Origin of the sequence: Cohnella sp. CFH 77786 (genome assembly GCF_019400745.1) — a bacterium.
In the GTDB taxonomy this organism is placed as follows: domain Bacteria; phylum Bacillota; class Bacilli; order Paenibacillales; family Paenibacillaceae; genus Cohnella.
Genome location: NZ_WJIB01000005.1, coordinates 234,866 through 246,753, shown reverse-complemented (window position 1 = coordinate 246,753; position 11,888 = coordinate 234,866). Strand labels below are relative to the sequence as shown.

Below are 11,888 nucleotides of genomic sequence, written 5' to 3'. Positions count from 1 at the left end.
ATAAAAAGCATGGCCTCCTTAAGAGACGACGAACTGAACGATTACCGGAGTTCCGGGATCCAATACATCGCCGCCCGGAATGCTGATCGAAGCCGTCGTTACCGAAGAGGTATCGGCCGTTTGCAAGATTCCGTTCAAATAGAGATTGTAGTAGTTGTACGATGCCGGAAACGCCGTCGCGGCGGCGCCGGCATCGTTGGTAAACGCGGTAGCCGCGATTGCGTATGCAGCGCCCGTCCCCGTTCCCGCTCCGATCGTAGAAGTAAATCTTCTGCTATTTTGATAGGGAGTTACGATTGGCATTGTTTCTCACCTCTCTTTCACTTCCCATTAATGCGTTCGTTGCTTAAGGCGTGAGGGCCAAGCCATCCTTCGAAGGCAAAAAAGGCTGTTCTCGCATGTAGTTGGCGGAGATGATCTTCCTTCAGCCTATCTTGGATACAACCAGTGCCGTGAGTTGTACGAATTCAAGCATGATTGGCGTACCGGCATAGATCGTACCGATCTGCCCCGCTAAAGACAATTCGGTCGGACTGACGGCATACGAGTAGAGGGGCTGGATCATGCCATTAATATAAAGGTTGTAGTAACCGTTCGGGCCGATTCCTTCGAATTCGGAGGTGACGCTTTGCGTATCGTCCGCGAATTGGCTCGCGGGTATCGTTGAAGGTACCGATAAATCGAGATCGGTTTCGGGGGAATAGAAATATCGAAATACCGTCGGCGTAATCACGACTTCAGGGACGATGGCGCTCCCCGGCAATCCTTGCGGCCCCGGCGGACCTTCCGGTCCTTGAGGTCCAGATAACCCTTGGACGCCTTGCAGTCCCGGCATCCCCGGAGCGCCAACCGGTCCGGGATCTCCACGATAACCTTTCGGTCCGACCGTACCCGTGACAAGAAACCATCGTTTCAACCGACATGCCGACCGTCTTTTTCTTCGGAAAGTTTGAAGCATACTTCCCGTTTTCGTTCGTTTCTTCGGACATGCTTGTTTTCGCTCCCGCTTGCCGATTTTCCGATTTCGTTTACGCGGAGCGACTCGCCTTTGTTTCCGACCATTCAAAGGGCCCATCACTCTCCTTATGGTTGCAACCGTATGGAATACTTATATTCTGTCCGTATTTGCGGAGAGTGGATGGATAACCAACGGCACGTACGAATCTTTGCTGAAGCGACGGGGAATGCACAACGACAAACAGACCTGGTCCTCTTCCGAGGCCAGGTCTGTTTGTTTTCTATATTTATTATTCGCTGTCCGTCCATTGGAAATGAAAGCTTCCTTGCTGGTCGATCCGTTCGAACGTATGCGCCCCGAAATAATCCCTCTGCGCTTGCAGCAAATTCGCCGGCAGTCTCTCCGTGCGATAGCTGTCGTAATAAGCCAAAGCGGAGGAGAAAGAGGGAACCGGAATTCCGCGGCTTACGGCGATCGAGATGACTTTTCTCCAAGCTTCCTGATATTGGTCGACGATGCCGCCGAAATATTCGTCCAGGAAGAGGTTCTTGAGCGCAGGGTCCCGATCGTACGCGTCTTTGATATTCTGCAGGAACCTTGCGCGGATAATGCATCCCCCGCGGAAGATCATCGCGATGGAGCCGTAGTTCAAGTTCCATCCGTAGGCGTCGGAAGCGGCTCTCATTTGGGCGAAGCCTTGGGCGTAAGAAGCGATCTTGCTGGCGTACAAAGCTTTGCGGACAGCCTCGATGAATTCTCTCGGATCGCCGTCATAACCGGAAGCGGCCGGTCCTTTGAGCCGTTTGCTCGCCACCGTGCGTTCCTCTTTCATGGCGGAGAGGAACCGGGCGAAGACGGATTCGGTAATGATGGACAACGGAACGCCCAGATCAAGCGCGCTTTGGCTGGTCCATTTGCCGGTTCCTTTCTGTCCTGCCGAATCGAGGATGACATCGACCATCGGCTTGCCCGTTTGAGGATCTGTCTTCGAGAAGATATCGGCCGTGATTTCGATCAGATAGCTGTCGAGCTCGCCCTTGTTCCATTCGGAGAAAATCTCGTGCAGCTGGCTGGCGTTGACGTTCAACACGTCTTTCAGCAACTGGTACGCTTCGCAAATCAGCTGCATGTCTCCGTATTCGATGCCGTTATGCACCATTTTGACATAATGGCCGGCGCCGTCCGGTCCGATGTAGGTCGAGCAAGGATCGCCGTTCACTTTCGCCGAGATCGCGGTCAAGATCGGCTCCACTGCTTCATAGGCGTCTTTCTGCCCGCCTGGCATGATGGCCGGCCCTTTCAGCGCGCCCTCTTCCCCGCCGGAAACGCCCGCGCCGATGAAACGGAATCCCAGGGCTTGCAGCTCTTTGTTTCTTCTCTGCGTGTCCGGGAAGAAGGCGTTGCCGCCGTCGATCAGAATATCCCCCGGGCTCAGGTGCGGCACGAGCTGATTGATCGTATCGTCCGTCGGCTGCCCGGCTTTGACCATGATCAGGATTTTGCGCGGCGACTCCAGCGACTCGACGAATTCCTCCACGCTGTAGGTGCCGATCAGATTCTTGCCTTGCGATTCCGCGACTAGCTCTTTCGTTTTATCCGGCGAACGGTTGAATACGGATACCGAGAATCCTTTGCTCTCGATGTTCAAGGCCAGGTTTTTCCCCATGACGGCCAAGCCGACGACGCCGATTTGCTGTTTCCCCACAGTAATCCCTCCTTGCGATTAGCGAACCGCTTTGCTCCAGTCGGCGGCGAATTTCTCGATCCCTTGATCCGTAAGCGGATGCTTGGAGATTTGTTCGATGACGGCAAACGGAACCGTGGCGATATGCGCGCCCGCCATCGCGACGCGGGTCACGTGGTCCGGATGCCGAACGGACGCGGCGATGATTTGCGTATCCAGGTTGTGCGTCCGGAACAGTTCGGCGACTTTCGTCACGAGGAGGACGCCGTCTTCCGAAATGTCGTCCAGGCGGCCGAGGAACGGAGAAACGTAGGTGGCGCCCGCACGAGCGGCCAACAGCGCTTGGTTGACGGTGAAGATCAACGTGACGTTCGTTTTCACGCCTTTTTTGCTCAGGTAACGGCAAGCCTCCAAGCCTGCGAGCGTCATCGGGAGCTTGATCGTGATGTTCGGGTCCCCGTTATTGATCTTGATCAGTTCGTTCGCTTGGGCGATCATGTCTTCGGCCGTTACCGCGTCCGGCGTGACTTCGGCGGATACGGATTCCACCTCGGGCACTTCGCGCAGAATCTCGGCGATGCGGTCTTCGAACTTCACGCCTTCTTTGGCGACCAGCGACGGATTCGTCGTGACGCCGGACAGGACGCCGATTTTATAAGCTTTTTTGATGTCTGCCAGGTTGGCGGTATCGATGAAAAATTTCATGGATAATTCCCTCCGTTTATAGAAATGTAATTGGATTATTTCAGCAATTCTTTCGCCAGTCGAACAACATTGTTAACGGAAAATCCGAAGTATTCCATCACTTCGCCACCCGGACCCGAAGCGCCGAACGTATCGATCGACAGCACCTTGCCGCCCGGTCCCGCGTAGCGTTCCCAGCCCAACGAGATGCCGGCTTCCATGGCTACGCGCTTCGTGACGGAGTCGGGAAGAACGGACTGCTTGTAGGCTTCCGGCTGGCAATCGAACAGCTCCCGGCTCGGCATCGCGACCACGCGTACGGAGAGATTCTCGCGCTCCAGCTCCGCTTTCGCGCCGACGGCGAGGGAAACCTCGGAGCCGGTTGCAATCAGGATGACGTCCGGCCGATCGTTGGTTTCCGTCAGCACATAAGCGCCTTTGGCGACTCCGTCCAGATTGGCTTTGGTCGCTTCGTAGACAGGGAGATTCTGTCTGCTCAGCACGAGGGCCACCGGACCTTCCTTCTGCTGCAAGGCATATGCCCATGCGTTTGCCGTCTCGTTGGCATCCGTCGGCCGGATCACCGTGAGTCCCGGAATCGTGCGCAGCGCAGCCAGATGTTCGACGGGCTCATGCGTAGGTCCGTCTTCCCCGACGGCGATGGAATCGTGGGTGAACACGTAAATCACGGGCAGTTTCTGCAACGCGGCCAGCCGGATCGAAGGACGCAAGTAATCGCAGAAGACGAAGAAGGTGCTGACGAACGGTTTGACGCCGCCATGGAGCGCCATGCCATTGCCGGCCGCTCCCATCGCATGCTCGCGGACGCCGAAGTAGACGTTCCGGCCTGCGTAGGATTCGACGGCAAATTTTTGCTCGCCCTTGATGTCCGTCATCGTCGAGTGCGACAAATCCGCGCTGCCGCCGAAGATCGAAGGCACGGTTTTCACGTAATGATTGATCGCTTCTCCGCTTGCGACGCGGGTGGATACGGATTTGGAAGGGTCGAACGTCAGGATATCCGAGACAGCAAGCGATACGGAGCCTTCGATCGCTTGCCCGAGCTCCTTGCCGAGGGCAGGATATTGGGCTTGATAGGACGCGAACAATCGGTTCCACGCTTCCTCTTTGGCCTTGCCCTGCTGCTTCAGCTGCTCGAAATGGGCTTTGACTTCCTCCGGTACGGTGAACTCTTCTTCGTATTGCCAGCCGTAAGCTTGCTTGGTCGATTTGGCTTCTTCTTTGCCGAGCGGAGCGCCGTGGGCTTTGTTCGTTCCCGCGACCTTGCTGCCGTAGCCGATAATCGTGCGGATTTCGATCAGCGTCGGCTGCGAAACGTTCTGCTTGGCCGCCGCGATCGCCTTGGCGATTTGCGCGATATCATTGCCGTCCTCAACGCGCAGGTACTGCCAATTCGCCGATTCCGCTCTTTTTTGGGCGTTTTCCCCGAAGGAGAGGTTCAGCGCCCCGTCCAGCGAAATATCGTTGGAATCGTACAGGACGATCAGCTTGCCGAGCTTCATATGTCCGGCCATGGACATCGCCTCGTAGGAGATCCCTTCCATCAAGCAGCCGTCGCCGACGAGCGCGTACGTGTAGTGGTCGACGACCGGGAATCCGTCTTGATTGAACTTCGAGGCGAGATGCGCTTCTGCCATCGCCATGCCGACCGCCGTCGCGATCCCTTGGCCCAGCGGTCCCGTCGTCGCTTCTACCCCATCCGTGTGGCCATATTCGGGATGGCCGGGCGTTCTGCTGTTCAGCTTGCGGAATTGTTTCAAATCCTCCAGCGATACTTGGTATCCGGACAGATGCAGCAGGCTGTACAGCAAAGCCGAGCCGTGACCCGCGGATAGAACGAAGCGGTCTCGGTTGAACCACTTGGAATGGCCGGGATTATGATTCATGAATTGGGTCCACAGGGTGTAAGCCATCGGCGCCGCCCCCATGGGCAGGCCGGGATGACCGGAGTTGGCGGCGTTGATCGCATCGATGGACAGGGTGCGGATCGTATCGATCGCCAATTGTTCAATGGTTCGCGTGATAGGCATATTGTTCTCCTTCCGTGACTTCGGTTTCTTTTTCAGACTTGTCGTCAAACCACCAGTGGAAGCCGTCCTCCGCCAGCAACGCGTCGGATTCGGCAGGTCCGTACGATCCCGCTTCGTACAGGTGCAGCGGTACGGAATTCTCTTCGAAGGCATCCAGAACGGGCTGAACCCATTGCCAGGACAGCTCGACTTCGTCCCAATGCGCGAAGAACGTGGGGTCTCCTTGCAAAGCATCGTAAATCAGATTCTCGTAAGCCTCGGGCACGTCGTCCCGATTTTCCTGGAAGTCGATCTGAATGGGCTTGATCTCCCCCTTGTGCTTCGGATCTCTCGTATTAAGCTGCAGCGTGATGCTTTCATTCGGAGCGATCTCGAATACGAGCAGATTCGGCGTTTTGGTATCGTCAGAAGCCGGCGGGGATTGCTTGACCGGCTCCTTGAACTCGATCACGATGCGGGTCGACTTCTCCTTCATTCGCTTGCCCGTGCGGATATAGAAAGGCACTCCCCGCCAGAAGAAATCGTCGATGCGCAATTTGGCCGCGATAAACGTATCGTTCATGGAGCCTTCCGGAATCCCGGGTTCGGACGTATAGGCGGCGACCGGCTTGCCTTGGATGGAGCCGGCTTTGTACTGCCCGCGCACCACGCTCGCGCCGACCTCTTGTTTGGACAGCGGCTCGAGGGCTTCCATCACCTTTTTCTTCTTCAGCCGCACCATGTCCGAACCGCTGTTATGCGGCAGATGGATCGCCAGCATCATCAAGAGCTGCAGCATGTGGTTCTGGAACATGTCGCGGACCGCGCCTGCGCGATCATAATAACCGGCGCGTTCTTCGACACCCACCGTTTCGTTCGCGGTAATTTGCACGTTGGCGATGTAGCGGTTGGTCCATAAAGCGTGAAGCACCGGATTCGCTTGCTGCAGAATTTCGAGCTTCTGCACCATCGGCTTGCCGAGGTAATGGTCGATCCGGAAAATTTCATGCTCCGTGAAGGACTCGCTCAGCTTCCGGTTCAAATCCCGAGCGGACTCAAGATCGTGTCCGAATGGCTTCTCGATCACGAGGCGTTTCCAGCCGTTCGCGGAGCCAAGACCGCTTGCCTGGATGTTCGCCGCGATCGGTTCGAAAAATTCGGGACCCACGGACAAATAAAACAGCCGGTTCGGCGCCATGCGAAGCTCTTCTTCACGCTTTTCGACAAGCTGCAGCAGCTTTTCGTAATCTTCCTTGCGGCCTATGTCAAGGACGCAGTATCGGAAATAGCTTAAGAATTGCCGCATCAAAACGGGGTCGTTCGCTTTGCGCCTGGAGAAGGTGCGAATCGACTGTTCGACGTTCGCCTGGAACGTCTCGTCCGTCAATTCTCTTCTGCCAAGTCCGATCAAGGAGAATGCCTCCGGAAGCTTCCGGTCGACGAATAAGTTATACAACGCAGGGTAGATTTTCCTTTTGGCCAAATCCCCTGTCGCTCCAAACAACACAAACGTGTTCGGCTCCATCTTCTCTGCTCCTTCCTGTCAAGCTCTGGTTTCTCTTGCGTAGTTCCACTATAATACAGTTACCAACCATACAAGTAATAAATAGATTTCACAGGAGCCATAGACCACATCTATGAACATAAACTACGATTTGTACAAGGTCTTCTATTGGGCCGCGAAGACGGGCAGCTTGACGCAAGCCGCCAAGGTCCTGTACCTGACCCAGCCGAGCGTCAGCCACGCGATCAAACAGCTGGAAGACAGCTTCGGCATTACCCTGTTTTACCGGAATCCCAAAGGCGTCGCTTTGACGCAGGAAGGCGCGATCCTGTATTCCTACATCGAGCGTTCACAGATCCTGATCTCGCTCGCGGAGGAAAAGATGGCCGCGCTGAAGAACCTGGACAGCGGCGAGCTGCGGATCGGCGGCAGCGACTCGCTGTTCAAGCATTATTTGCTTCCTTATTTGGAAGATTTCCATGAGAAGCATCCCGGCATCAAGCTGCATCTGAATCATGGCACGACGCCGGAAATCATTACGTTTCTCAAAGAAGGCAAAATCGATCTCGGCGTCGTGCGCATGCCGATCGTCGATCCCCAGCTTGAAGTGACCGAGAGCATCCAGCTGCAGGATTGCTTCGTCGCGGGGGCGCGCTACGCCGAACTGAAGGACACGGTGCTATCGCTGAGCAAGCTGCTTCAATACCCGGTGATCCTCTTCTCGCGAAACAGCCGGGCACGGATGGCCATTACGGAATTGTTCCAAAGCTACGGCTATCCGCTCAAGCCCGAAATCGAGGTCGGCAGCGTCGATCTTCTCATCGAGTTTGCCCGCAAAGGACTCGGGATCTCCTACGTGACCCGGGAATTCGTCGCGAAGGAGCTCGAGGAAGGTTCCCTCTTCGAGATCCGTTTGGAAGTCGAGCTTCCTCCCTCCCACGTCGGGATCATGATCATGCGCAACATGCCGCTTTCGATGGCGGCAAGCCGGTTTGTCGAGCTGATTCGATAAGTCTGATTTTCCAGATAAAATTAGAGAACGGAGTCCGCACCCTTGCGGCTCCGATTTTGTTGTTCCTGAAACGGTAATTACCTTTATTGGGTTAATTCCCATGATCCCTTACATAAACTTATTTAAGTCTAGGATTCGAAATAAGGAGTGACATAGGAGTCATGGCATTGAAGATATGGATGGCTCGCCATAACGACACACTCCGAGTCATCGCTTGTCAAAAGCTTATATCGATTGATGATCTCTTAACACTAAATCCATCCATCAAAAGCCCCGATCAGAATATCGCCGGTCAACCGGTGAATCTTCCTTTCTCCACCGAAGAGAACATCAGGCATGCGGATATTCCACCGACTTGTCACATACCGACGGAATACATATCCAATTGGATCCCTTTAACGTCATTGGAGTCCATGGCTGAAAACGAATACGATGTTCTGATCGTAGGTTCGGGTGCCGGAGGAGGAACCATGCTTTGGCGACTGTGCGAACACTGGCGAGAGAACGGGAAGCGGATTGGTATGATTGAAAGAGGCGATATTGTCATGCCTTCGCATGGTCGAAACCTTCCCATGATGAATGGCAAGCGTCTTGGACAATATTACCGTTTTATTTCAAAACCTTTGCAAGGCTCCTATCCGGAGTTTATCGGGGCAAGAGAAGTGATTTGCCTGGGAGGAAGGACCGTATTCTGGGATTTAGTCGCTTCACGATTGAATATGTCTCTGATTCCGGCTTGGCCGATCCCGATTCGTGAAATGGAAACCTACTATGACATTGCCGAACGTCTCATGAATGTGACCGACGAATATTGCAGAGGGTCTACCTTAACGGAGAAGCTGCTGGATCGTTTGCAGCAAGGCGGATTTCCCGAATCGAGGTATTTGCCGATAGCGGCTGACGTTCATCCGACCAAGTTCGGGGAAGTACATGCTGATGTTTTCTTCAGTTCTTTTTCTCTCCTTGCCAAGGCTTCCTTTCTTCGAACTTTCGATTTGGCGATTAACGCCCGTGCCGTTCAAGTGCTGTTCGATCAAGAGAAAGCCGCCGGCATCAGAGTCATGGCTCCGGACAAAAATTCTTATACACTAAAAGCAAAAACGATCGTATTGTCGGCGAGTACGTATGAGACTCCTCGTTTGCTGCTTCATTCGGGCATCCGGGGAGGAGCAGTCGGGCATTATATGACCAATCAAGTTTTTATGTTGGCGCCGGGTAAAGTGAGCCGCAAAGATTTCACGGATATTCCGGGAACTCTCGGGATCTTAATTACCGGAACGGCGGATAAACCTTATCAGATCCGACTGGTGGGACCGAACGAATTCGATTGGTACCCATCCTCTCAAGAAAAACCGTTTTTGCCGGAGCTCGGCATTCTTCTCCAATGCTTCGGCAAGATTGCTCCTCGGTATGAAAACAGGGTTGTATTGAACCCTCACCGAATAGATGAATACGGCGTACCCGAAATCGAAGTACACTTTTCATTTAGTGGAGCAGAATTGGCTGAAATTCAAAAAATGATGGAGTCCGTGAAACGAATTTCTTCCGTCCTCGACGTCACCTTAGGTGAAATCTGCCTTGTACCTACCGGAGATTTGCACCACACTTCGGGTACGTGCCGAATGGGGGATGATCCTTCCACTTCCGTCACGGATCCGAACGGTAAAGTTCACGGAATTTCAGGTTTGTATGTGGCCGACAACAGTATTTTGCCATTCCTCGGGTCTGGAAATCCAACGTTAACCACAGTCGCGCTGGCCATTCGAACGGCTGATCATATCGCCGCGCTTCCGCAAACCATCTAACTTCATCCCAACACCCGCCTCCCATGAACGGCACCCTCAGCCTGAGAAAATAACACCCCGAAAATCCTCGACCGTCAACCGGGACGGCAATCGCTCATGTTTTTTTCCAACACAACGGGGCCTAATCGATCCGTTCCGGAATGGGACAACCGCACTTGTACGTCGGCACGTTCCAACGGACCTGAGATATCATCGATCCTCCCCGTCCATATCGGGACATCCGTGTTGGGGGGAGTCACCCGCAATAATAGGAATCTCCAACTGATTTCCCCTGGGACCTGCGCGAAACCTTCATATTGATCGTACGCGCCCAATGATGCAGGCGAAGGCAAATACTGCGCGTGGATGCTGAGACTGCTTCGATCGCCGCCGAATTCCCGTTTGATCGTATAAGCAAGCGCAACCCCTTTGGCGTTAACGGGCATGTTCGGTTTCGCACCGAGGACAAGGCTGCAAGGATATTTCGCCGGCTGCGGAGCAGCCTGTAACCCCGCCGGTAACACCATGGACCCCAATAGCGCCATCGTGACTATCGCTTTCATTTTCACGGGTATCGCCTCCATTTCATGGATATTTTCACCATAAAATGAGGCTCTGATTCGGGATGAGAGCGACAAAAAGCAACGCGGGGAAACGCAGCCACCGCCAACATGGCAATGACCGCGTTTCCCCTCTTAAGAATTCTTGTACCCAAGAGTCGATTCACGGAGTTGCCCTTCGCGGTCAGAACGTCTCCGGATCCGCGAAGAGGCGCGTACAGCGGTTGCACATCATCAGGTTGTCGCGGCGCAAATAGTCCCGGAACTTTACGGCTCTCTCTCCCTCCCAAATTTCCTCGAACGTGTTTTCATAGATATTGCCGAGTTTGTAATCGGGAAGATCGACGCAAGGATATGCGTCCCCCGTTCGGCGAATGATGAGCTCATGCCAGGGGGCGACGCATTTGGAGCGGCCGAACACGTTGTTGATATCCGTATAGTAATCATGAATGTCGACGTAATCGGAATAGTCGACGCCTTCGGCTGCCCAGATTTCCTGCAGGTCACGCTTCAGAAGCTCCGTATCGATCGGGATCGACTCCTCCACGAACCCTTGCCATGCCGGGGAAACGTCGCAGTCCAGATGCTCCTTCATCTGCTTCGCGTACGAGCTTCCTCTTTCCGGCGTCGTATATAAAAGCGGGGAGAAATTGACGGAAATGTCCCGGCGCTTCTGCCACGGGTTCTTCGTGTCGTGCAGCACCACCATCGCATCCCGGAAGCGCTCGCGCAGCGCCGGGATAAAATGCTTGGCGCTTCTGTAATTCGATGTGGACAGCACCATATTAATGCTAATGAACGGAAACATCTTTTTTCGCCGCTTTTTCTCCGCGACGAGCGCCTCGATATTCTCGCAAATCGTTTGGAAACTGTTCTTGCCCCGGATCGCGTCGTGGTATTCCTCCGGTCCGTCGATGGAAACGTTGACGACCACCGTGTTCTCGATCAGAAAAGGAATGCGGTTTTTGATCAGCGAACCGTTGGTGTTCACGTAGACGTTCATCTTTTTGCTGCGCAAGTGGGCAACCAGCTCCTCGAAGTGCCGGTAGAGCATGATTTCGCCGCCGGTCAGAATGACGCCGATTTTGCCGCCCGCCGCCCCCGCCTGGTCGATGAACCGCTTCAGTACCTCGATATCGAGCTGCTCCCGGATGACCCTCTGCGGCTCCTTGAGCGCCCAGCCGGTATCCCCCCAAATATGGCAGAAGGAGCACCTGTAATTGCAGATTTCGGATGGAAAAATGGTCAGTTGCCTGATTTGCGGGGCGAGATTCCGCACGTGCTCGACCAGCTTCTCGTCCCTCAGTGTTCCTGCGTTCGTCCACATGATCTTCACCCGCTTTCCTTAATGGATCATGGATCGGTATGACTGGGATTTCGCGGATGACCGAATCAAGCCGACTCCGCGAGAGATCGTTCCACGTAACGGACGATGCTGTTCACGGTGGTAAAGTTCTGGAATTGCAAGTCGTCGTCGTCCCAAGAGACCCCGAACTCCATTTCCAGAGCGAGGACTAGGCGGATGAACGTCATCGAATTGACGCCGAATCCGGACAAGTCGTCGTCCGGACCCAGTTCCTCCAGCCGTTCGCCCTCTTCCGCCAGCACCTCTTTGAGCATGACCAGCACTTTGTCCCGAATCTCCTGCGCCATGTCCTTCTCCTCCTCGGTA

At 54.4% G+C, this 11,888-nt stretch carries 11 protein-coding genes; 2 read left to right on the top strand and 9 right to left on the bottom strand.

Features of this window, described 5'->3' with window-relative positions; genetic code table 11:
• Nucleotides 1-18: 18 nt before the first annotated feature.
• The 6 genes from GE107_RS10215 to zwf all read right to left on the bottom strand — a co-directional run bounded on the left by GE107_RS10215 (nt 19) and on the right by zwf (nt 6,881).
• Nucleotides 19-303 (bottom strand): DUF4183 domain-containing protein, encoded by a 285-nt coding sequence (locus GE107_RS10215; RefSeq protein ID WP_219639582.1) that lies wholly within the window; start codon nt 301-303, stop codon nt 19-21.
• Between the two features lie 121 nt (nt 304-424).
• Nucleotides 425-916: a DUF4183 domain-containing protein gene (locus GE107_RS10210; protein ID WP_219639581.1), complete on the bottom strand. Its 492-nt coding sequence runs from the start codon at nt 914-916 to the stop codon at nt 425-427.
• Between the two features lie 331 nt (nt 917-1,247).
• Nucleotides 1,248-2,663 carry an NADP-dependent phosphogluconate dehydrogenase gene (gndA, locus tag GE107_RS10205; RefSeq protein WP_219639579.1) on the bottom strand — a complete coding sequence of 472 codons (1,416 nt, stop codon included), beginning with the start codon at nt 2,661-2,663 and terminating at the stop codon, nt 1,248-1,250.
• A gap of 18 nt (nt 2,664-2,681) precedes the next feature.
• Nucleotides 2,682-3,347 carry a fructose-6-phosphate aldolase gene (fsa, locus tag GE107_RS10200; RefSeq protein WP_219639577.1) on the bottom strand — a complete coding sequence of 222 codons (666 nt, stop codon included), beginning with the start codon at nt 3,345-3,347 and terminating at the stop codon, nt 2,682-2,684.
• Between the two features lie 35 nt (nt 3,348-3,382).
• On the bottom strand, nt 3,383-5,371 hold the full coding sequence (gene tkt / locus GE107_RS10195) for a transketolase (protein WP_219639827.1): 1,989 nt from the start codon (nt 5,369-5,371) through the stop codon (nt 3,383-3,385).
• Nucleotides 5,355-6,881 carry a glucose-6-phosphate dehydrogenase gene (gene zwf, locus GE107_RS10190; RefSeq protein WP_219639576.1) on the bottom strand — a complete coding sequence of 509 codons (1,527 nt, stop codon included), beginning with the start codon at nt 6,879-6,881 and terminating at the stop codon, nt 5,355-5,357. The genes tkt and zwf overlap by 17 nt, the downstream gene beginning before the upstream one ends.
• 112 nt (nt 6,882-6,993) lie before the next feature.
• On the opposite strand from zwf, the gene GE107_RS10185 reads away from it, so the two are divergent.
• Nucleotides 6,994-7,872, top strand: coding sequence for a LysR family transcriptional regulator (locus GE107_RS10185; RefSeq protein WP_219639575.1), 879 nt, complete (start codon nt 6,994-6,996; stop codon nt 7,870-7,872).
• 161 nt (nt 7,873-8,033) lie between these two features.
• Nucleotides 8,034-9,677, top strand: a complete 1,644-nt coding sequence (locus GE107_RS10180) for a GMC oxidoreductase (RefSeq protein WP_219639574.1) — start codon at nt 8,034-8,036, stop codon at nt 9,675-9,677.
• A gap of 74 nt (nt 9,678-9,751) precedes the next feature.
• Here GE107_RS10180 and GE107_RS27400 read toward each other — a convergent pair whose 3' ends face one another.
• The 3 genes from GE107_RS27400 to GE107_RS10170 form a co-directional block, all read right to left on the bottom strand.
• On the bottom strand, nt 9,752-10,183 hold the full coding sequence (locus tag GE107_RS27400; protein WP_483298236.1) for a YoqH family protein: 432 nt from the start codon (nt 10,181-10,183) through the stop codon (nt 9,752-9,754).
• Nucleotides 10,184-10,400: 217 nt separating this feature from the next.
• On the bottom strand, nt 10,401-11,543 hold the full coding sequence (locus tag GE107_RS10175; protein ID WP_219639573.1) for a radical SAM/SPASM domain-containing protein: 1,143 nt from the start codon (nt 11,541-11,543) through the stop codon (nt 10,401-10,403).
• A gap of 65 nt (nt 11,544-11,608) precedes the next feature.
• On the bottom strand, nt 11,609-11,869 hold the full coding sequence (locus GE107_RS10170; RefSeq protein WP_219639572.1) for an acyl carrier protein: 261 nt from the start codon (nt 11,867-11,869) through the stop codon (nt 11,609-11,611).
• Nucleotides 11,870-11,888 lie beyond the last annotated feature (19 nt).

Coding starts and splice junctions, on each gene's coding strand:
- zwf (WP_219639576.1), bottom strand. CDS start 6,881: ATGGAGCCGAACACGTTTGTGTTGTTTGGAGCGACAGGGGATTTGGCC.
- GE107_RS10175 (WP_219639573.1), bottom strand. CDS start 11,543: ATGTGGACGAACGCAGGAACACTGAGGGACGAGAAGCTGGTCGAGCAC.
- fsa (WP_219639577.1), bottom strand. CDS start 3,347: ATGAAATTTTTCATCGATACCGCCAACCTGGCAGACATCAAAAAAGCT.
- GE107_RS10180 (WP_219639574.1), top strand. CDS start 8,034: ATGGCATTGAAGATATGGATGGCTCGCCATAACGACACACTCCGAGTC.
- GE107_RS10185 (WP_219639575.1), top strand. CDS start 6,994: ATGAACATAAACTACGATTTGTACAAGGTCTTCTATTGGGCCGCGAAG.
- GE107_RS10215 (WP_219639582.1), bottom strand. CDS start 303: ATGCCAATCGTAACTCCCTATCAAAATAGCAGAAGATTTACTTCTACG.
- GE107_RS10170 (WP_219639572.1), bottom strand. CDS start 11,869: ATGGCGCAGGAGATTCGGGACAAAGTGCTGGTCATGCTCAAAGAGGTG.
- GE107_RS27400 (WP_483298236.1), bottom strand. CDS start 10,183: ATGGTGTTACCGGCGGGGTTACAGGCTGCTCCGCAGCCGGCGAAATAT.